Source organism: Luteimonas cucumeris (assembly GCF_007830035.1).
Lineage (GTDB): Bacteria > Pseudomonadota > Gammaproteobacteria > Xanthomonadales > Xanthomonadaceae > Luteimonas_C > Luteimonas_C cucumeris.
On sequence record NZ_VLKN01000002.1, the window covers coordinates 519781 to 541227 of the forward strand.

Here is a 21447-nt window from a genome sequence, read left to right on the forward strand (position 1 = left end):
ACGAGGTAACACCATGAATCGACATCTCCCCGCTGTTGCCGCTGCCGCGCTGGCATTGCTCCTGACAAGCTGCCAACGCACACCGGAGCCGACCGACACAGCCTCCAAACCCGCGGACGACGCCGCTTCGGTCAGTGCCGAAGAGACGCGCGCGATCGCCAGGGAAGCCTATATCTGGGGCTTCCCGATGGTGGAAAGCTACAAGACTCTGCATGCGCAGGCGCTGCAGCCGGGCGGACCGGACTTCCATGCACCGCTCAATGCGATCGGCAACGTGGCCAATGTCGCCACGCCAGAAGACAAGGCCATCATCACACCCAACTCCGACACGCCATACTCTTTCCTGTGGCTGGATCTGCGCGCCGAGCCGCAGGTGCTGTCGATACCGGCGATCGATCCCAAGCGTTACTTCTCGATCCAGCTCATCGACATGTACACGCACAATTTCGCCTACATCAATGCCGCGACTACCCACGGCAACGTCGGTACATACCTGGTGGCGGGGCCGGACTGGAAGGGTGAGACGCCCAATGGCGTGGACAAGGTGCTGCGCTCGGAGACGCAGTTCGCCTACGCGCTGTATCGCACCCAGCTGATCCGCCCAGACGATATCGACAACGTCCGGGAACTGCAGGCCCAGTACGAGGTGCAGCCGTTGAGTTCGTTCCTGGGCACACAGCCACCGCCCGCGGCCCCGACCATCGAATTTCCGGACTACGATGCGAAGACCGCCAACGAACTGGGCTTCTTTTCCTACCTGAACTTCCTGCTGCAGTTCACTCCCACCCATCCGAGTGAAGTCGAACTGCGCGAGCGTTTTTCGAAGATCGGCATCGCTCCGGGCAAGCCGTTCGACGAGGCATCGCTGTCGTCCGAGACCAGGCAGGCATTGCTGGATGGCATTGCCGATGCCAACCAGGAGCTGGAAACGTTCCAGAAGAACAAGATCAACACCCATGAAGTCAGCAGCGCCGACATGTTCGGATCGCGTGATTCCCTGAAAAACAACTATCTCTACCGCTTCGCCGGCGCCAAGCTGGGCATCTACGGCAACTCCGGGTCCGAAGCCGATTACCAGAGCTATTTCGTCGATGCACAGGGTCAACCCCTGGATGGCTCCAGGCACAGCTACACGCTGACCTTCGCCAAGGACCAGTTGCCCCCCACCCATGCGTTCTGGTCGATCACGATGTACGACGGGAAAAGCAAACTGCTGGTCGACAATCCGCTCGATCGCTACTTGATCAACTCGCCGATGCTGCCGAACCTGAAGCTGGACGCTGATGGCGGGCTGACGCTGTATCTGCAGCATGCATCTCCCGGCAAGGACAAGGAAAGCAACTGGCTACCGGCACCAGACGGACCGTTCTACGCGATCCTGCGCAACTACAGCCCTGCCGGCGCTGTGGTGGATCGCAGTTGGAAAAGCCCTGGCCTACAGAAAACAAACTGATTGCGCTCCCGATGCGCGCCGCGCCTTTTCGGGCGATGACCCACGCCCTCCCCGCCTTGGAGATATCGCAATGATCAACAACAACGTCTCTTCCGCCTCTCCCGTCGCCTCCACCGTGGCGACGGCTTCCACGCCGCAAACCGCCCAGGCTCCGGAAGGCGGATCGGCTTCGGCCACCACGCTGGTGGGTGAGCCAACTCCGGCCGAAGCCAAGGCAATCGCCGCTGATGCCTACGTCTATGGCGTGCCACTGGTCGACCAGTACAAGACAATGCATGCCTTCTCGATCGACAAGACCAACCCGCAGTACCAGGGGCCCTTCAACTCCATCCTCAATATCGCGCGCGTTTTCACGCCAGTCGATACCGCTTTCGTCACACCCAACTCCGACACCCCCTACTCGTTCGCCGGGCTTGATCTGCGCGCCGAGCCGGTAGTCATGACCATTCCCGAGATGGAGAAGGATCGCTACTTTGTCTTCCAGTTGCTGGATCTTTATACGTTCAACTTCGATTACATGGGTAGCCGTACCACCGGCAATGGTGGCGGCACCTACGTGATCGCAGGACCGAAATGGCAGGGCGAGATTCCAGAAGGGATCGACAAGGTCATCCGTTCTGAAACGGATCTGGTGACCGTCGTCGGCCGCACCCAACTGTTCAATCCAGCTGATCTGGACAACGTCAAGAAGATCCAGGACGGCTACAAAGTGCAATCGTTGTCGGCGTTTCTGGGCACGCCGCCACCAGCCGCCGCCCCCGAGGTGGCTTGGATCAAGCCACTGCCGCCCGGCGATGACCGTACGCCTGAATTCTTCGACCAGCTTGCATTCCTGCTGCAGTTTGCGCAGCCGCCGCATCCGAGCGAGACCGGGTTGCGCGAGCAGTTCGCCAGGATCGGCATCGTGCCGGGTCAACCATTCGATGCAAGCAAACTGCCACCAGAACTTCAGTCCGCGCTGAACGAAGGCATGGCCGAAGGCCAGAAGTGGATCGACGCCAAGCGCGCCTCGCTCGGCGGCAAGACCGACATGCTGTTCGGCAACCGCGAATTCCTGAAGAACGATTACGTCGCCCGCGCCACCGGCACCCAGGTCGGCATCGGCGCCAATTCGCGCGAGGAAGCGATGTACCCGATCCTCGACAAGGACGCTGACGGCCAGCCGCTGGACGGCAGCAAAGGCAAGTACACGCTGAGCTTCGCACAGGGACAATTGCCGCCGGTGAACGCGTTCTGGTCAGTCACGATGTACAACCTGCCGCAGCAGTTGCTGGTGAAGAACCCGATCGACCGCTACCTGATCAACTCGCCGATGCTGCCGGGTCTGAAGAAGGATGCGGACGGCGGACTGACGATCTACGTCCAGTCCGAATCGCCGGGCAGGGACATGGAATCGAACTGGCTGCCGGCACCGAACGGCCCGTTCGTGATGTTCCTGCGCTACTACTGGCCGAAGCAGGAACTGCTCGATGATCAGTGGAAGACACCTGCGGTGATCAAGGCGTCCTGATCCAGCGGAGGACTTGTGTCGGTCACCGTCCATGATGCTGGCAGTCGTTCGATGCTGATCCTCGACACCGCCAGCCATGACAGCCTCGCACGGGCAAGTGATCGCTGGGTCCGACGTCGTGCTGATCCACAAGACCGCGGACAAAAGTGGACGATGGGCGTGCTGACCAACCCACGTCTGGTTGGCGACCGGTGACGAGGACCGCGATGACGTCAGCCTTACAAATCTCCAGCCATTCTTCACCCGCAACATGCGGACGGTTGGTCGACCTCGTTGCTTCCGAGACCTCTTATAACCGGATGGCCAGTTCCGGCAACCAATGGGCGGTGTTGTGGGACGCTACGGTCTCGAAGGTGGTGCGCGTCGGCCACATGCCGGTGAGTTTCGGTCTGGGCGGTTTCTACAATCTCGAGCGCCCGTAGTTCACCAATCGCTGGTGGCGCGGTTCTCGATTACGCTGGTTTTCCCGGAATGACAATGCCTCGTTCGAAGAAGAGATCGCCCCTGGATCGCTGCCTGTCGCTGGCGTTGGTCTCGTTGCTGCTTGGCGTCGGCGGCAACGTCCTGGCGCAGGAGCAGGCGGCCGCGCCGCCGACAGAACAGGAAGTCGGCGCAGCCGGACAAAGCGCGCACACGAGCCTGTTCCGCGATCCGCAGGACGGCAAGTTCGACATGTCCAACTGGCTGCTGCATCACCGCGGCTTCCTGCCGGTGCCGATCATCATCACCGATCCGGCGCTGGGCTTCGGCGGCGGCGTCATGCTCGCCTTCTTCCACCGGCCCAAGGGCAGCTCGCCGACACGCACCGGTCCGGATGGAAAGCAGGAAATGATCACGCCGAACATCTTCGGCGTCGGCGGCATGAAGACCGAGTACGGCAGCAAGGGCTACGGCGCTGGCGCGATGATGCATTTCGACGAGGACCGCTGGCGCTACACGGGCGGTATCGCCGATGCCGACCTCAACCTCGACTTCTATACCAGCGGCCGCTTCTTTCCGGTGCAGAGCGTGGCGGTCAACCTGCAAAGCAAGGTCTCGTTCCAGCGGGTGTCGCGCCGGATCGGCGAGCAGGACATGTTCCTGTCGCTCGCCTGGATCTACATGGACATCGACCCACGCCTGGAAGTACTGGAAGACCGCAAGCATTTCACCGACCTGGATTTCGAGCAGGTCAGTTCGGGCCTCGGCCTGGGATTCGAATACGACACTCGCGACAACCCGTTCACGCCGTCACTGGGTTACTTCGGCAAGGTCGAGGGCAACTTCTACCTGCCGGCGATCGGCAGCGATGTAAAGTTCCAGAGCTATCGCGGCCATGGCTACGGTTATTGGCCACTGGGCACGAAGCTGGTGCTCGGCGGCCGCGTCGACATGCGCGCCGTCGAAGGCGACGTACCGTTCTATCGCCTGCCCTACATCGACCTGCGCGGCGTGCCTTCGGCGCGTTACCAGGACAGCCACACCGGCGTGCTGGAAACGGAACTGCGTTGGAACATGACCCCGCGCTGGGCCACGATCGGCTTCATCGGCGCCGGCCGTGCCTGGGGCGAGCGCGCCAGCTTCGACGACGCCTCCACGGCGGTCAGCAAGGGACTGGGCCTGCGTTACCTGATCGCCAGGCAGATGGGGCTGTATGTCGGTGCCGACTACGCATGGGGACCGGAGGACCAGACCGTCATCATCCAGGTCGGCAGCGCCTGGCGATGAGCGCGAGATGACGGCCGTGGCGCTGCGGCATCTGCCGGGCTGCGCCGATCACCGGCACTCGACTATTGTTTGCCGCTGACCGCAAGATGCGGCCATCGACGGCCGCTGACCTGGCTGTCGGACCGGGGAGTCCGCGAATGATCAACGACAGCTTTTCCCTGATGCGCGGCGGACTGGTCTACCACGCGCTGCATTCGCTGGGAGCGATCGGACCGGGGCGGCGCACCACGTCATGGGTGGCCCTGTTGCTGACCGCCGCCGCAATGCTGCCGATCATGATCGCCACGGCACTGGATGGCACCTTGTACGGGGACGCGGTAGTGATGCCGCTGCTCGGCGACTATGCCGTCCTGGCCCGGTTCCTGATCGCGGTGCCGCTGCTGATCCTCGCCGCGCCGCGCGCGGACAGCCTGCTGCGCGAATCGATCGCGCATTTCCCGCGCTCGGGGCTGGTGAGCGCGAACAACCGCGACCGCTTCGAGCATGCCATCGACCGGATCGTGCAACTGCGCGACTCCAAGCTCCCGGAAACGCTGTGCCTGCTGCTCGCGCTGCTGCCGCTGACCTTCGAACAACCGTCCTTCGGGGTGATGCAGGGAATCAGCGACTGGCGCCAGACGGGCTTCGCCGGCATCTGGATGAATGTCGTCGCGGTGCCGATCTTCCGCTTCATCGGGCTGATCTGGCTGTGGCGGCTGGGTCTGTGGTGCTACCTGCTGTGGCGCCTGTCGCGGATCGAACTCGACCTGCATCCCGCGCATCCGGACGGTGCCGCGGGGCTGGGCTTCCTGGCCATCGCCCAGTACCGCTTCCTGGTGCTCCCGTTCGCCGGCAGCGTGCTGCTGGCAGGCAGCGTGATCGACCATATCCTCTACCTCGGCGCGACCCTGCAGAGCCTCAAGCTGCTGCTGCTCAGCTACGCGATCGGCGCGACCCTGGTATCGATCGCGCCGCTGTTCCTGATGTGTCCGAAACTGCTGGTGCTCAAACGCAGGAGCATCCTGGAGTACAGCGTGCTGGGGCACCTGGGCGTGCATGCCTTCGACCGGCACTGGCTGGGAACCGGCACCAGCACTGACGGAACCTCGCTGCTGGAATCCGCCCAACCTTCCGCCCTGGCCGATTTCGGGGCCGTCTTCAATACCGTGCGGGGCATGTCGGTCGTACCGATGACACGCTACAACCTGCTGTGGATCATGCTCGCGGTGCTGCTGCCGTTGGTGCCGGTGCTGTTCGTCGCGGTGCCGATCAACGAGATCCTGCAGAAGCTCGGCGCGATCCTCGCCTGACCGTTGCCGCCGGCCGTACCTGGGCGCATGGCATGGCCATGGGACCGCCTGCGCAATGCATCCGGCATCAATCGCGCATGCGGCCTGCGCAGGGTCGCTTAATTCCCCGCCGGTTCCGGCGTATTCTGCGAATGGAATCCGGGGGGAACCATGTCCAGCGACCGGCCTGGCCAGGCCAACGAACATGCCGAGCAGTTGCCGGAGATCGCCGGCTACACGGTGCTGCGCGCGATCGGCCATGGCGGCATGTCGACCGTGTACCTGGCCGAACAGGCATCGCTGGGCCGCGAGGTCGCGGTCAAGGTGATGCTGCCGGAGGCGCTGGCCGACGAGGTCAGCCGCCGCCGCTTCGAAAACGAGGTCCGCACGATCGCGCGGCTGGAGCATCCGCATATCGTCGGTATCTTCGAGGTCGGTCGCAGCCGCGACGGCCTGCCCTACTACGCGATGCCGTACCTGGCGCGCGGCCACCTGGGCCAGCTTGACCTGACCGGCGACGAGGCGCGCATCGGCGTGATCCTGCGCGCGCTGCTGTCGGCGCTGGACTACGCGCACGCGCGCGGCGTGATCCATCGCGACGTCAAGGCCGAGAACGTGCTGTTCGACGAGGCCAACCGGCCGCTGCTGGCCGATTTCGGCATCGCCCTGCGCCATGGCTACAGTCCGCGCGTGACCATGGCCGGGCTGGCCGTCGGCAGCACCGCCTACATGGCACCGGAACAGGCGCGCGGCGAGAACGTCGACCACCGCGCCGACCTGTACAGCCTCGGCGTGCTCGCCTACGAGATGCTGGCCGGACGCCTGCCCTACATCGCCGACGATGCGCTGGCGATGGCGATGCACCACGTGCAGGACCCGATCCCGCGGCTGCCGCGCGACAAGCGCCACTGGCAGCGCCTGATCGACAAGGCCATGGCCAAGTCGCCCGGCCAGCGCTACCGCAACGCGCAGCAGATGCTGGAGGCGCTGCAACGCATCGAACGGCGACGCCAGTCGGCAGGCTTCGCGCTGGTCCGCCGCATCGGCGACGGCGCCGCGCGCATCCGGCACTGGCCGCGCGGCGTGTGGATCGCCGCCGGACTGGCCGCCGCGGCGCTGGCCGGCGTCGGGCTGCGCCACTTCGACAGCGACGGCAATGCGCCGCAATCGTCGACGGAACAGACGCTCTCGACTTCGCCCGCGACCGTCGTCACTCCCGTCCATCCCGATCCGACCAGCGCGATGCTGCGGCCGCCACCGGAATCGGCGGCGGAGCCGTGGATGCTCGCGGCCGAACAGCAGATCCGTGCGCAGAACCTGACCGCTCCGCAGGACGGCAATGCCTACGACAGCCTGCGCTCCGCCTGGCGCACCGACCCGGCGCATGCGCGTCTGCCGGCAACGACCGATGCGCTGATCGACGCCATGGCCGCACAGATCCAGCAGCGGATGAAGAACGGCGAGATCGATCGCGCGCGCGACTACATCGAGCGTTCCGACCAGCTCGCGACGTTGATCCGCCGCACCGACTCGCCGGCGCTGCGGCGCATGCGCGACACCGTCGCGCAACGCCTCGACGCGCAGATCGACGCCGCGGCGAAGCGCCACGACCGCGACGCCGCCATCGCCGTCGCGGCACTGGCCGGACAGGTCATGGACGAGACCGCCGCCGCGGCGCTGATGCAACGCGCGCGCGCCGTCGGGCAAGGCAGGCAGGAAATACTGGCCGACGGCGCCGGACTGGTGCCGATGCGCAGCGGCGGACGCATCATCGGCGTCGGCCGGCACAAGGTGTCGCGCAGCGATTACGCGCGCTTCGCCGCAGCCAGCAAACGGCCGCCGACGCTGTGCCGCGAACGCGCCTCGCTGCTGCGCCTGCTGGCGCCGCGCGACTGGAAGACGCCCGGTTTCGCGCAGGACGACAGCCAGCCGGTGGTCTGCGTGTCCTGGAACGATGCCGACGCCTACCTGCGCTGGCTCGGCCAGCGCAGCGGCCACCGCTATCGCCTGCCCACCGCGGCGGAAGCCAGGCAGTTCGCAACCGGCGGCGACCGTCCAGTCGCCGAATGGCTGGCCGACTGCAGCGACGGCTGTCGCCAGCGACTGGCGAATGGCCGCAGCTGGCGCGGCGCTTCGGGCATGCGGCCGCTGGATCCGGGCCGCGGCTTCGACGATGTCGGCTTCCGCGTGGTGCGCGAACCCTGAGCGATGAGAACGCGGCGCGGACCGGTCGACGGCTCGCCTACAATGCACGCATGTCGACATCCGCCACGCCGGGCAAGCGCCTGCAAAGACATTTCCTGACCGGACTGCTGACGCTGCTGCCGATCTGGCTGACCTGGGTGGTGGTGAAGTTCGTGTTCGTGCTGCTCAGCGACCTGAGCAAGCCCTGGGTGCAACCACTGTCGCAACGCATCGCCGACGTGAACCCGGCGATGCTCGGCTGGTTCGACGATCCCTGGGTGCAGACTGCCATCGCGCTGCTGGCGACGCTGCTGGTGATCCTCCTCGCCGGATGGCTGGCACGGCGCGTGGTCGGGCAGCAACTGCTGCGCTGGTTCGAATCGCTGGTCGCGCGCGTGCCGCTGGCCAGCACGATCTACGGCAGCGCGCGCAAGCTGCTCGACATCCTGCAGACCAAGCCCGACGGCGTGCAACGCGTGGTGCTGATCGACTTCCCGCATCCGCAGATGAAATCGGTCGGCTTCGTCACCCGCCTGCTGCGCGAGGAAGGCACCGGTCGCGAACTGGCCGCCGTGTACGTGCCGACCACGCCCAACCCGACTTCCGGCTATCTCGAAGTGGTGCCGGTGGAACAGATGACGCCGACCGACTGGACCGTCGACCAGGCGATGAGCTTCATCATCTCCGGCGGCGCGGTGTCGCCGGATTCGATCCCGTTCGCCGCACCGGCCGCGCGGCAGCCGTGAGCCTGCGTCCGCTCGAGGACCGCGCGACCCGCCTGTTCCTGCTGCTGGCTGCGCTGTTCTGCGTCAACGTGGTGCTGGCCGAATTCATCGGCGTCAAGATCTTCGCGCTGGAGGACACGCTCGGCCTGCAGCCGTTCGACTGGAACCTGTTCGGCCAGACCGGCTCGCTGAACTTCACCGCCGGCACGCTGCTGTGGCCGATCGTGTTCATCATGACCGACACGATCAACGAGTATTACGGCGGCCGCGGCGTGCGCTTCATCAGCTGGCTGGCGGCGGCGCTGATCGTCTACGGTTTCGCGTTCGCGTTCATCGCGATCCACCTGGCGCCGGCGCCGTGGTGGGTGGGCGTGGCCAAGGACCAGGGCGTGCCGGATTACCAGGCGGCGTTCGCCGCGGTGTTCGGCCAGGGCCTGTGGACGATCTGGGGCTCGCTGATCGCCTTCATCATCGGGCAGCTGGTCGACGTTGCCGTGTTCCACCGCATCCGTCGCGCCACCGGCGAGCGCCACGCATGGCTGCGCGCCACCGGCTCGACCGCGGTGTCGCAACTGATCGACAGCTACGTGGTGCTGTACATCGCCTTCGTTATCGGCCCGCAGCATTGGCCGACCTCGTTGTTTCTGGCAGTCGGTACGCTGAACTACGTGTACAAGATGCTGGCGGCGATCGCACTGATCCCATTGCTGTACCTGGCACGTGCGCTGATCCATCGCTACCTGGGCGCCACGCGCGCCGCGGAACTGCGGGCGCTGGCAGCGTCGTAGCCCTGCGCGCTCAGGCGCGCGCGACCACTCCCAATGCATGGCGCAGCGCTTGGCGGTACTGGCGTCCGGAAGCGATGCGCAATCCGCTGCGCAGGCGCAGCAGGTACTGACCGGCGCCATGCGGCTCGACCTGGTCGACCAGGTCTATACGCACGATGCGCGAGCGGTGGATGCGCAGGAACAGGCGCGGGTCCAGCCGCGCCTCGATGCCAGCCATGGTCTCGCGCAGCAGCAGGCCGCGGCCGCCGACCCGCAGTTCCACATAGTTGCCCTGTGCCAGTACGCATTCCACGTCACGTACCCGCACCATGCGCAGGCGCGCACCGTCCAGCACCGCCAACCGTTCGGGATAACCCGCTTCGACCGTGCTCGCCGCGATGCGCGCCGCGAACTGCGAACGCACCCGCGCCACCGATTCGCGAAGGCGGTCCGGCGCCACCGGCTTGAGCAGGTAGTCGATCGCGTGAGCATCGAACGCGTGCAGCGCGTGCTCGGCATGCGCCGTGACGAATACGATCTGCGGCCGCGGCGCGACGATGCGTTCCAGCACCGCGAAGCCGTCGACCTGCGGCATGCGCACGTCGAGGAAGACCACGTCCGCGGCGAGTGTGCCGAGCGCGTCGACAGCGGACTGGCCATCGGCGAACACGCCGACTACTTCGACCCTGTCTTCCTGTGCGAGCAGCCGGCCCAGCCGCGCGCGCGCCAGCGGCTCGTCGTCGACGATCACCGCACGCAACGCGACGCTCATGCCGCCAGCCTCGTCGCCGGCGCAGCCATCTGCAGCGGCACGCGCAGCAGCGCCTCAGTGCCTTCGTCGTCCAGTGCCTGCAACTGCAGCGACTGTTCGTCGCCGTACAGCACCACGAGCCGCGCGCGCAGGTTGCCCAGACCGGTGCCATCACGCGACGGTGTTGTCCTTTCGCCACCATCGCCGTCGTCGCGGACGGCGAGCAGCAGCCATGCGCCATCGTGCCAGGCACGCACCTGCAGCGATCCGGGCGCGATTTTGCCGGCGATCGCGTGGTGGATGGCGTTCTCGGCCAACGGTTGCAGCAGCAGCGGCGGTACCAGCGCCTCATCCAAGCCGACATCGATGTCCCAGCACAGTTGCAGGCGCTCGCCTAGCCGCGCCTTCTCGATCTCCAGGTAATGCCGCAGCAGGCGCAGTTCCTCGCGCAGCGGCACTAGTCGTGTCTGCCGGTGATCGAGACTGCTGCGCAGCAGTTCGCCCAGCCCGACCAGCATGCGGTCAGCCGCCATCGCGTCACGATGCACCATCTCGGCGATCGAATTCAGCGCATTGAACAGGAAGTGCGGATCGAGCTGCGCACGCAGCGACTCCAGCCGCGCCTCCGCCAGCCGTACCTGCAACTGCTCCGCCTGTCGCTGCCGCTCATAGGCGCGTCGCGCGTACAGCAGCGCGTGGCCGATGCCGATGATTAACCAGGACATCAAGAGATTATTGAGCACGCTGGTGAGCAGCACGTCGCGGAAAGGCGGCAGTTCGCGATACCAGCCAATCCCGTCGTTGAACGCGACCACGGCCAGCGCGCGCACGAGGATCACCAGCAAGGTCGCGGCCATCAACACGAGCAGCGAACGCCACAGGTGATCGCGTTCGATTGGATACCGCGCCACGCACCAGAACAACGCCAGCGTGCACGGCACCCACAACGAGGCCGAGGCCAGTCCGCGCAGCAACGCCGGCCGCAGGCCCAGAATCTGCCCGTCGGCGCCCTGCATGCTCAGCAGTTGGCCGGTCGTGACCAGCCCTTCCAGTGTCCACCAGACGCAGACCGCAAGTAGCAGCAAGGCACGCCGTTTCATGCCACCACGCTAGTCGTGCACCGCGGCCGTTGCAACCGCATTGCATGGCGTTGGTCACGGCTGGCGATGCGTTCGTCACATCGTGCTTGCCGGCCGCATGGCGCGCGGCGAATTTGACGCCAATCCAAGGAGGCCGCCATGAAAACCCGTCGCCTGTTGTCCGCGCTCGCACTGTGCCTTGCCGCCGTTCCTGCTTTCGCCGCCGATGCGCCGCAATGTCCCGCGGTGGAGAAGTTCGCGCCCGGCGTGATCTCCACCGACGAGCATTGGGAATGGCGATTGACGTTCACGCCGACCCGCCTGCGTGCCTACTGGGCGACATCGGTCGGCTGGTGGCCGGGGACGCGCGAGCAGGCGGTCATCAAGACTTCGTACTGGCGGCTCGGCGGCGGCTGGACGCAGCCGACGGTGGCTTCGTTCTCCGGCGTGCATTCCGACTTCGATCCCTTCGTTTCGCCCGACGGCCTGACCCTGTATTTCTCGTCGATGCGTCCGGTCGATGGCCACGAGAAGGGCGACATGGACCTGTGGATGGTGCGCCGCACGCTGCACGGCTGGAGCGATCCGGTCCACCTCGGCCATGACGTCAACGCCGACGGTTACGACGAGCTGTATTCGAGCATCGACCTGTGGGGCAATCTGTATTTCGCGCGCGTCAAGGCGCCGATCCCGACCGAGGACGTCGAGATCTGGCGCAGCAAGCGCCGATCCGATGGCAGCTTCGGTCCCGCCGAAAAACTCGGCGCCGGGGTCAATACCGCGCGACGCTGGGAGTTCAATCCGGAGATCTCGCCGGACGGCCGCACCCTGCTTTTCGCGCGGCTCGATCTGCCCGACGACGGATTGCCCGACCAGGGCCACGGCTTCGGCGACCTTTACGTCAGCCGCCTGCGCCATGGCGAATTCGGCGTGGCCCAGAACCTCGGCCCCTGCGTCAACAGCGCCGCCGACGAATTCCATCCGACCGTATTGTGGGAACGCGACATGCTGTACTTCGCCCGCGACATCGGCGTGCCCAGCGATTTCTATCGCACGCCGCTGCAACTGCCGCGCTGATCCGCATCGGTCGAGACTGCGTTCAGGTGTGGGCCCAGCGCCCACGCCTTAGACAAACCTGAATGCAGTCGGCGATCGCAATCCAGGTGCTTTTCATGCGCCAAATGCGTCCCCATATCTGCCGGGTTCTGCGCCTTCGATCCGGTCCTCGATGAAATTCCTTGCCTCGCTCCCGTTTGCCGCCGCGCTGGCGTTGACATCGCCGCAGCCATCAAATGCCACCCACACGCCGTTGCCTGCCCGAAAAAGCACGATGCCCACCGGCACGGCGGTGAAAGTGAACCTGCTCTCGCGACTGGCACCTGACGCCGATCCCAAGGTGCTCGACATGGCCCTTCAGGCCGTGCACTGCGCGCAGACCAGTGGTGTCGCCACCGATGCGCAACGCCTGGCCGTGATCGACTACAGCCGGCCATCGCTGCAGCCACGGCTGTGGGTGTTCGACCTCCACGCCGGCAAGTTGCTGTACGAGGAAGTCGTCGCACACGGCCAAGGCTCGGGCGACAACTACGCCACGCGTTTCTCCAACCGCGACGGCAGCCACCAGTCCAGCCTGGGATTGTTCGTCACCACCGATACCTATATCGGCCGCAACGGTTTTTCGCTGCGCATGGACGGCCTGGAGCCGGGTATCAATGATCGCGCCATGTCGCGCGCCATCGTCATGCACGGTGCACCGTACGTGAACCCGATCGCCGGCAAGGCGATGGGCCGCCTCGGCCGCAGCTGGGGTTGTCCCGCGGTGCGTACCACCGTCGCCAAACCAATGCTGGAACTGCTGAAGCGGGGCCAGTTCGTGTTCTCGTACTATCCCGATCCCGCCTGGCTGGAACGCTCGCGACTGCTCAATTGCGGCGTGCATGCATCAACGGCGCCCACATCGCCGCGCCAGCCATTAAGGAATGACCATGCGTAAACGCTAGACTCTCCTTGTCATCCGAACCTCGGAATGACGGCAATGTGTTGTGTTCGCCTCTGGAGGGGCTTGCGACATGAAACGTGGACTCGGTTTGCTGCTGGCTTTGCTCGCGCTGCCGGCGCTGGCAGTACCGTTCTGGGGCGCGAAACAATCCAGTCCGGTCGGCACGCCGCCGTCTCAGTTGAAGCCGGGCGAATGGATCTGGGACGGCAACGAGTTGACCGCTGGCCCGATCGCGGTCGTCGTCAGCCTCACCGAACAGCGCGCCTACGTGTACCGCAACGGCCTGCTGATCGGCGTCAGCACGGTCAGCACCGGCAAGAAGGGGCACGAAACGCCGACCGGCGTGTTCACGATCCTGCAGAAGGACAAGGACCACCACTCCAGCCTCTACAACAACGCACCCATGCCCTACCAGCAGCGGCTGACCTGGGGCGGCATCGCGCTGCACGCCGGTGGCCTGCCCGGCTATCCGGAGTCGCATGGCTGCGTGCATTTGCCGACGGAATTCGCACGACAGCTGTTCGTTGCCACCCACATGGGCATGACGGTCGTCATCTCCGAAGAGGGCAAGTCGCCGCGCGAGGTGGTGCATCCGGGCGTATTGACGCCGATCCAGGCCGACAGCGGCGCCGACGGCATCCAGCCGCGATTGACCAGCAACGAGCCCTTTCGGTGGCGACCGGAACTGGCGCCGACCGGCCCCTTGTCGATCCTGCTCAGTGGCGCCGACCGGCGCGTGATCGTGCTGCGCAACGGCGTCGAGATCGGGCGCGCGCGGATCGACATCCGCGATCCGGAAGTACCGCTCGGCACGCGCGTGCTGATCGTCAAGAACGGCAGCATCGAAGGCGACAACGAGGCCCTGCCCGGCACGGCCATCCCGCGCTGGACTGCGATCGATGTGCCCGGGCGCAGCGACGCAGGTACCACATTGGCCGCCGGACAGGTCAACCGCATCATCCTGCCGAAGCAGTTCGCAAGCCTGGTGTATCCGTTATTGGTGCCCGGCGTGACGATGCTGGTCACCGACGGCAGCGTGCTGCCCGGTACCGACAGCGGCACGCAGCAACAGGTGCTGGATTCCAATCCGCCCGAGGTCTGAGGCGCCTCGACATCCGCATCATCGCCGCGCGTGCTTCTATGCAGGACCCAGCGTTCGGCTTATTGCGCCGGGAAAGAAAAGGGGCGGGCAACGATCGCCCGCCCCATCGATCCCCATCCCGGCGATCAGTAGCGGGTCAGTATCTGCGCCCCACTGAAGTCGCTGGCCGCATGCAGGCTGACGTAGACATAGCCCGACGGTGGGTAGTCGACGGTCACGCTCTCGTTGTTGCCGGCATTCACGGAGCGATAGTTGTGCGAGTTGCGCGTCGCCCAGTTGCCGAGCGTGTTCACGTACAGGTTCGCATTGCCGCTACCGCCTGATACGGTGATCTGCAGCTGGCGGGTACCCGCCGGCACGTAGACATACATGTAGACGTAGTTCCCGCCCGTCGCCGACTGGTTGCTGCGCGTGCAGTTCCTGCCCAGCTCATTGGCATACAAGCCGCTGCATTCCGGATAGCTCCCGCCACCGCTGACGGTGATCGTCCTGCTGGTCGCATGGGTGGCGCCGAGGTTGTCGGTCACGGTCAGCTGCACGGTGTAGGTACCGGCGGCAGCGTAGGTCTTCGACGGATTGGTCGCGGTCGACGACGTGCCGTCTCCGAAGTTCCACGAACGCGAGACGATGCTGCCATCCGGGTCGGAAGATCCATCGGTGAACGTCGCCAGCAGGCCATTGACCACCGACGTGAACGCAGCCGCCGGCGGCTGGTTCGATGCCACCACAGTCACCGCCTTGCTGATCGCGCTGCTGGCGCCGTCGTCGTCGGTCACCGTCAGCCGCACCTGGTAGGTGCCTGCGACGGCGTAGGCCTTCGACGGATTGGCGGCGGTTGACGTGGTGCCATCGCCGAAGTTCCACGAACGCGATGCGATGCTGCCATCCGGATCGGAGGAGGTGTTGGTGAAGCTTGCCGTCAGGCCATTGGTGGTGAAGCCGAAGCCTGCCACCGGCGGCTGGTTGCTCGGCGTGCCACCGCACCCTGCGCCCTCCGGATCGGCCACGCACGGCAACCAGGCGCTGAACGCGGCGTCATTGCTGGTCGCGATCGAATTCATGAAGCTGGCATAGCCCATGTAGTTGCCCGGGCGCAGGTAGCCCAGGATGGTCGACACGTCGCCGCGACGCTCCTCGAACATGAAACGCGCCGCCAGGTAGCCCCAGTTGTAGATCAGTGTCTGGCCGCTGTTGTAGTCGTTCTGGTAGACCTCGCTCAGGTCGTAGGTGCCGGCGGCGGCTTCGTTCTGCGCCGCGGTGTAGGCCACCTGGCGGTACGAGTACGACATGTACTCCGCGAAGCCTTCGATCCACCAGATCGTGTTCTGCGAGATCGAAGCGGTGAAGTCGCCATGCATGTTGAAGCGGCCATCGAGGTAATGCACGTACTCGTGGGTGAGGTTCCAGATCTCGAAGCTTTCCGGCTGAAGCCACTCGGCCTCGTAGGCGATGAAGCGCGCCTGGTTGCCGGCTGCCGCGGGATTGCCTTCCAGGTACATGCCACCGTTGTTGGTGTTGATGCCGTAGATCGCGCCGGCATACGTGCCGTAGTCGCTGCTGCTGTCGAACACCACCATTTCCAGCGCGGCATTGTTGTCGTTGGCGACCGGCGTGTTGTTGGAAGCCACGGCCTGGTGGAAATAGGTTTCCTGCCCGGCGACGATCGAACAGGTGCTGGCGAGTTCGGACGACGACATGGCCTGCGCGCGGATACGCAGGGTCGGACTGCAGGTGTGGCTGATCGGCAGTGCCGCTGCCTGGACCTGGGCCACGAAGTCGCACAGGTCGTAGTAGCCGCAGTTGGCCTGGTCGTAGTAGTCGACCATCTCGCCCACGCCCACCCACAGCCGTGCCGTGACGCCGGAAACCGATGAACGATCCAGCAGCGCCTTGGCGCGCGACTGCGCGAGGCTCTTGAGCGATCCGGAGTACTGGAGGAAGCGCCCCAGTTCCCGACCGGCATTGGACACCAGGTAATCGTCCTCCTCGCCAAGCATGCCGAAGTGCGTGTTGGCGAAGTTGTACAGCGAATCGACAATCGAGTGGTCCGACTGCACCAACGCCTGGAAATCGGCGTTCTGGTGACCGCGGAAGGTGACCGTATAGGCGTTGTTGACCGCAGTCTTCATCCAGAAATAGCTGTTGTAGCTGCTGTTGTAATTGGCGAGCAGGCGCTTGACGACATACAGGTAGCGCGCGTTCTCGGCGGAGCTGTCGATCAGGGTGACGACCTCGGCGAGGGTTTCGCCGTGGGTATCATTGACCAGGCCGAAGCTGCCGTTGCCGGCGAAGGCATCCAGCGCCGGCCGGATCGCATTCTTCAACGCCGCCCCATAGCTGCCGACGCTGCTGTCGTAGTACTGCACGTAGTAGCCGGCGCGCAGGAACAGCACCAGTTGCAGGGTACTGTCGGCATTGGTGCCGTCGTAGTACGTCGCCGACGTTGTCAGCGCATTGGCGATGGTCACCATCTGCGCCTCACGGAAAGTGTTGTAGGCAGCGGTTCCGCTGACCCCGAACAGTTCGTTGACGCAACTGGTATCCGCAGCCTTCACCGCCGCCACAAGCGCGCTGCCGCTCAGATTTCCGAACTGCGCCGTGTTGCATGTGGCCGCCGCCATGGCGGAATTGCGGGCAGCTTGCCTGTCGATCGACGGCCGCTTCAACACGTTGTGGCGGGTACTGGAATGGTCGTAGCCAGTGTCCACCCATTGGCTCAGCGGAGACTGTTGCGGCATGCGTCTGGACGGATCCATCCGGTCCTGTTGCTGGTGCCCGCCGAAGATCTGGCGCTCGGTCGCCGGCGATTTGCGTACCGCCTGGTGCCGTGCCTGCCGCGCGGCCGCGAGCCGTGCTGAAGTGCGGGCGCTGGAGGCATCACCGCTGCGGTCCGAATCGGGAACCACCTGTGCCTCCGCCACGATCGGTGGCGAAGCAAACAGTTTTTTTGCCTGTGCCGAAATGAAGTTCTCGCCAGACTGGCTGGCATGACTGAGGAAGGCCAATGCGCTTCCGGCCACGCCCAGTGCCAGGGCGTATCGGAATCTGTTCGATGGTGCTGTTGACATCACACATCTCCTGATTGGTATGCGACGGCGTTCACCGTCGTCGGCATGGCCCCCCGTGCGCCGTGCCTGGCTGTTTTGCAGCAGGCCAGCAACGCCCGTACGCGTCGTGCGTATCGGATGGCGTGGCGGACGATGCTGGCGGTCGGATGGATGTCGCGGATTGCCACTGTCGATCACCTGCCGAAGGCAGCACATCGACGGGTAGCCGCGACGCGGCTTGCGGCATTCGTGGGTTTTCTGGCTGGCACACTCCTTTGTGATGTTGGGAAGGGTCGCTACGATCCGTCGTGCATCCGCATGTGATTTCCCGTCAGCCGAACGGCGCCGTCAGCGAAGTTGCCGGTGCGCTGAACCATGCGGCACCGCGGTCGGTCACGTGGAAGTGGTCCTCGAGGCGAATACCGAATTTCCCCGGCACCACGATCATCGGTTCGTTGCTGAAGCACATGCCCGGCGCCAGCGGTGTCTTGTCGCCACGCACGAGGTAGGCGGGTTCGTGGATCGACAGGCCGATGCCGTGGCCGGTGCGATGCGGCAAACCCGGCAACTGGTAATCGGGTCCATAGCCGGCGCGTTCCAGCACGGTGCGCGCGGCCGCGTCGATCGCCTCGCACGGCACGCCCGGCCGTACCGCATCGAATGCCGCCTGTTGCGCTTCGCGCTCGAGCTTCCAGGCATCCGCCTGCGCGATGGCCGGCTTGCCGAAAACATAGGTGCGGGTGATGTCGGAGTGGTAGCCATCGACTTGGCAACCGGTATCGATCAGCACCACGTCGCCCTGCGCCAGTCGCTGCTCACCGGGCACGCCATGCGGATACGACGTCGCCTCGCCGAACTGCACCGCGCAGAAGGTGCTGCCCGCGTCGGCGCCCAGCGCGCGGTGGGCTTCGTCGATGAAGCGCTGCACCTGCGTCGTGGTGATGCCCGGCGACAGGATCGACGCGGCACGACGATGCGCTTCCAGCGTCATATCCATTGCCTGCTGGATCAGTGCCAGTTCCGCGGGCGACTTGTGCATGCGGCAGCCGTCGGTGATCGGCGCGGCTTCGACCAGCACATCTGTCGCCAGAGCGCGGCGCATGCCTTCGGCGACGAAGAACGGTGCCTGCGGGTCGAGCGCTATGCGCCTTGCGTTCCGTTCGCGCAGGATGTCGACGACCAGCCGATGGGGATTCTCGTGTTCCTGCCAGGTGTGTATTTCCACGTCGATGCCGATGCCCGCCAGGAGCGAACCGCGCTCGAACTCGGGGCACACCAGCACCGGCATGCCGCCGTGCGTCAGCACCATCGCCACCAGCCGTTCGCTCGCCGCCCAAGGCAGTCCGGTGAAATAACGCAGGTTGGCACCGGCGTTGACGACAAGGGCATCGACACCCAGTGCCGCCATCAGGCCGCGCGCCCGCTGCAGGCGTGATGCACGTTCTTCCGGCTGGATCCGCGACGCCGGATTCGGCCAATACGCGAGTGCGGACAGCTCCCGTTCCGCGGTCGACCCGCCGATGCCATGGCTCATTTGCGTGCTCCTGTACTGCGTTGGAATCGCTGCAGGTCGAATGGCGCGAGCGACACCATCGGCTCCAGGCCGATGGCCAGCGCGGAAACGATTTCGGACGTGACTGGTGCCAACGTCAGGCCCAGGTGCTGGTGGCCGAAGGCGTACAGCAGGTTGGATGCGCACATGCTGCGACCGATCGCGGGCAGATAGTCGGGCAAGGTCGGTCGCGCGCCGAACCACTCGTCGGCATTCGCCGATGTGGGCAGGCCGAGTGCGTCTACATGGCTGCGCAACGCAACCCACTTGCGTGGATCGGCGGGCAACCGTGCGTTAGTCGCGAACTCGACGAAACCCGCTGCGCGCAGGCCGCCATCGAAACGCGTGACGATCATCGAACGGTCCTCGAACACCACCGGCGGCATGTCTTCGGGCCAGCCGTGCTGCCGCCACTGCAGGTGGTAGCCGCGTTCGGCGATCAACGGCGGACGCGGCCCGATCGATGCCATCAGTTCGCCCGATGCGACGCCGGCCGCCACCAGCACGAGATCGGCGGACAAGCGCTGGCCGTCGTCGAGTATCGCCACGGCCCTGCCGCCCTCGACCGCGATGCCGCGCACGCATCCCTGCACGGATTCGCCGCCCGCCTGGTCGAACGCTTCACGCAAGGCTTGCAGCATCCGCGTGGGATCGGCGACCTGGCCCGTGCCCGCGAAGCGCACGCCGCCTGCCGGGCGCTGCCGCAACAGGCCTGCGAATTCGTCCAGCTCGCCACGGTCAAGATCGCGGACGCTGGCGCTGCCGATGTCAGCGCTCATCCACACATCGCGCCGCAACCGCGCGGAACGGCCGGATTCCCACAGCACGACATGCCCATCGCTGCGCAGCAGGTCCGGGCGCTGCAGTTCGCCGACCAGCGCATGCCACGCGGGCAATGCACGGTCCAGCAAACCGCGCAGGGCTTCGCGCCCCGCATGGAATCCCGATGGCGAAGCCGCGTGGACGAAACGCGCCATCCACGGCGCACTGGCCAGCGGATCGCGCACGTCGAGCGCGCCGCCGAACGCGAACAGGCGCCGCGGCGCCGACCGGATCGTGGCCCACGATGCCAGCGGCTCGACCTGCTCCACCGCGATATGTCCCGCGTTGCCATACGACGCGCCGGACGGGAGTGCCATCGGATCGATCAGCGTCGTGCGCAGGCCGAGCTGGCGCAGTCGCAGCGCGCTGCACAGGCCGACGATTCCGCCTCCGATCACCAGCGCGGACCCGGCCAGTGCCGGCTGTGGATCATGTCCAACGTGCAAGGGCCCGCTCCCCGGATCTATCCGCTCGTACACCGTGGTAACTTGGTGCATGAAATTTGATATTTAATATATCGTATACTATATTCAGAATTTTCACCGGAGAGAGACATGGGTTCCAGTTCATGCACCTGGTCGGGCATCATCCCCGCCGTCACCACCCAGTTCGCCGCGGACATGGCGGTGGACATCGACGCCACCCAGCGCGTCCAGGACGCCCTGGTTCGCGACGGCGTCCATGGCCTGATCGTCTGCGGGACCTGTGGCGAGAACAATTCGCTGGAGCCGGACGAGAAGCTCGCCGTGGTCGCCGCCGCCGTGGAAGCATCGGCCGGACGGGTACCGATCATCGTCGGCACCTCCGAATTCACCACGCCGCGCGCCGTCAATTTCGCCCGCGCCGTCGAACGACTCGGCGCGTCGGGCCTGATGGTGCTACCGGCCATGGTGTACGTGCCTACGGAAGCCGAACTGCTGGAGCACTTCCGCACCGTGGCGAACAGCACCGCGCTGCCGGTCATGCTCTACAACAACCCGCCGGCGTACCGCGTCAGCGTGACCATGAAGACGCTGGAAGGCCTGGCTGCAGTGCCAAACGTGGTTGCGATCAAGGAAAGCGCGCCCGATCCGCGCCGCTTCACCGATCTGCACAACGCCTTCGGCGACCGCTACGCACTGTTCGCCGGCCTCGACGACGTCGCCCTGGAAGGACTGCTGCTGGGCGCGCAGGGCTGGGTATCGGGCTTGACCAGCGCTTTCCCGCAGGAATCCATCGCGCTGTGGGACGCGCTGCAGCGCGGCGACCTGCCCACGGCATTGGCGATCTACCGGTGGTTCATGCCGCTGCTGCACCTCGACGCCGACCACGACCTGGTGCAGTCGATCAAGCTCGCCGAACAGATCATGGGCCGCGGCAGCGAGCGCGTGCGCATGCCGCGCATGCCACTGACCGGCGCGCGGCGGGCGCAGGTGGTGCAGATGGTCGAAACCGCCGCGGCGACCCGCCCTACCCTCGTCGCTGCCGCAGCCTGAGGAACG

Annotated in this window: 17 protein-coding genes; 12 read left to right on the forward strand and 5 right to left on the reverse strand. The window is 65.5% G+C overall.

All coding sequences use genetic code 11. From position 1 onward, the window contains the following. Positions 1 to 13 precede the first annotated feature (13 nt). The 8 genes from IP90_RS05540 to IP90_RS05575 all read left to right on the forward strand — a co-directional run bounded on the left by IP90_RS05540 (position 14) and on the right by IP90_RS05575 (position 9635). Positions 14 to 1453 (forward strand): DUF1254 domain-containing protein, encoded by a 1440-nt coding sequence (locus tag IP90_RS05540; protein WP_144898617.1) that lies wholly within the window; start codon positions 14 to 16, stop codon positions 1451 to 1453. 70 nt (positions 1454 to 1523) lie between these two features. Beyond that, positions 1524 to 2963: a DUF1254 domain-containing protein gene (locus IP90_RS05545; protein ID WP_144898730.1), complete on the forward strand. Its 1440-nt coding sequence runs from the start codon at positions 1524 to 1526 to the stop codon at positions 2961 to 2963. A gap of 15 nt (positions 2964 to 2978) precedes the next feature. Continuing rightward, positions 2979 to 3158: a hypothetical protein gene (locus IP90_RS05550; RefSeq protein ID WP_144898618.1), complete on the forward strand. Its 180-nt coding sequence runs from the start codon at positions 2979 to 2981 to the stop codon at positions 3156 to 3158. A 282-nt stretch (positions 3159 to 3440) separates the two neighbouring features. Further along, entirely contained in the window at positions 3441 to 4670 is a 1230-nt protein-coding gene (locus IP90_RS05555; protein ID WP_144898619.1) for a BamA/TamA family outer membrane protein, read from the forward strand. 137 nt (positions 4671 to 4807) lie between these two features. After that, complete coding sequence (locus IP90_RS05560; protein WP_144898620.1) at positions 4808 to 5959, forward strand: hypothetical protein; 1152 nt, start codon at positions 4808 to 4810, stop codon at positions 5957 to 5959. A gap of 150 nt (positions 5960 to 6109) precedes the next feature. Beyond that, positions 6110 to 8143 carry a bifunctional serine/threonine-protein kinase/formylglycine-generating enzyme family protein gene (locus IP90_RS05565; RefSeq protein WP_144898621.1) on the forward strand — a complete coding sequence of 678 codons (2034 nt, stop codon included), beginning with the start codon at positions 6110 to 6112 and terminating at the stop codon, positions 8141 to 8143. Between the two features lie 50 nt (positions 8144 to 8193). Continuing rightward, positions 8194 to 8868, forward strand: coding sequence for a DUF502 domain-containing protein (locus tag IP90_RS05570; protein WP_144898622.1), 675 nt, complete (start codon positions 8194 to 8196; stop codon positions 8866 to 8868). Positions 8869 to 8870: 2 nt separating this feature from the next. Then, positions 8871 to 9635, forward strand: coding sequence for a queuosine precursor transporter (locus IP90_RS05575; protein ID WP_144898731.1), 765 nt, complete (start codon positions 8871 to 8873; stop codon positions 9633 to 9635). Positions 9636 to 9645: 10 nt separating this feature from the next. Here the strand turns inward: IP90_RS05575 and IP90_RS05580 are convergent, their stop codons facing one another. Both IP90_RS05580 and IP90_RS05585 read right to left on the reverse strand, forming a co-directional pair. After that, positions 9646 to 10386 (reverse strand): LytR/AlgR family response regulator transcription factor, encoded by a 741-nt coding sequence (locus IP90_RS05580; protein WP_144898623.1) that lies wholly within the window; start codon positions 10384 to 10386, stop codon positions 9646 to 9648. Next, positions 10383 to 11465: a sensor histidine kinase gene (locus tag IP90_RS05585; protein ID WP_144898624.1), complete on the reverse strand. Its 1083-nt coding sequence runs from the start codon at positions 11463 to 11465 to the stop codon at positions 10383 to 10385. Before IP90_RS05585 ends, IP90_RS05580 begins: the two co-directional genes overlap by 4 nt. A 138-nt stretch (positions 11466 to 11603) precedes the next feature. On the opposite strand from IP90_RS05585, the gene IP90_RS05590 reads away from it, so the two are divergent. The 3 genes from IP90_RS05590 to IP90_RS05600 all read left to right on the forward strand — a co-directional run bounded on the left by IP90_RS05590 (position 11604) and on the right by IP90_RS05600 (position 14545). Beyond that, a complete protein-coding gene (locus IP90_RS05590; RefSeq protein WP_144898625.1) occupies positions 11604 to 12521 on the forward strand; it encodes a TolB-like translocation protein in 918 nt (305 codons plus the stop codon). Between the two features lie 253 nt (positions 12522 to 12774). Then, a complete protein-coding gene (locus IP90_RS05595) occupies positions 12775 to 13437 on the forward strand; it encodes a murein L,D-transpeptidase catalytic domain family protein (protein WP_199753400.1) in 663 nt (220 codons plus the stop codon). A gap of 76 nt (positions 13438 to 13513) precedes the next feature. Further along, positions 13514 to 14545, forward strand: a complete 1032-nt coding sequence (locus IP90_RS05600; RefSeq protein ID WP_144898627.1) for a L,D-transpeptidase — start codon at positions 13514 to 13516, stop codon at positions 14543 to 14545. 125 nt (positions 14546 to 14670) lie between these two features. On the opposite strand, the gene IP90_RS05605 is transcribed toward IP90_RS05600, so the two are convergent. The 3 genes from IP90_RS05605 to IP90_RS05615 form a co-directional block, all read right to left on the reverse strand. Next, positions 14671 to 17613 carry a collagenase gene (locus IP90_RS05605; protein WP_158635285.1) on the reverse strand — a complete coding sequence of 981 codons (2943 nt, stop codon included), beginning with the start codon at positions 17611 to 17613 and terminating at the stop codon, positions 14671 to 14673. A gap of 310 nt (positions 17614 to 17923) precedes the next feature. After that, positions 17924 to 19126 (reverse strand): M24 family metallopeptidase, encoded by a 1203-nt coding sequence (locus IP90_RS05610; RefSeq protein ID WP_144898629.1) that lies wholly within the window; start codon positions 19124 to 19126, stop codon positions 17924 to 17926. Then, on the reverse strand, positions 19123 to 20412 hold the full coding sequence (locus IP90_RS05615; protein ID WP_199753401.1) for an NAD(P)/FAD-dependent oxidoreductase: 1290 nt from the start codon (positions 20410 to 20412) through the stop codon (positions 19123 to 19125). Before IP90_RS05615 ends, IP90_RS05610 begins: the two co-directional genes overlap by 4 nt. Positions 20413 to 20520: 108 nt before the next feature. Here IP90_RS05615 and IP90_RS05620 point away from each other — a divergent pair, with 108 nt between their 5' ends. Further along, positions 20521 to 21441: a dihydrodipicolinate synthase family protein gene (locus IP90_RS05620; RefSeq protein ID WP_144898631.1), complete on the forward strand. Its 921-nt coding sequence runs from the start codon at positions 20521 to 20523 to the stop codon at positions 21439 to 21441. The last annotated feature ends 6 nt before the right edge of the window (positions 21442 to 21447 follow it).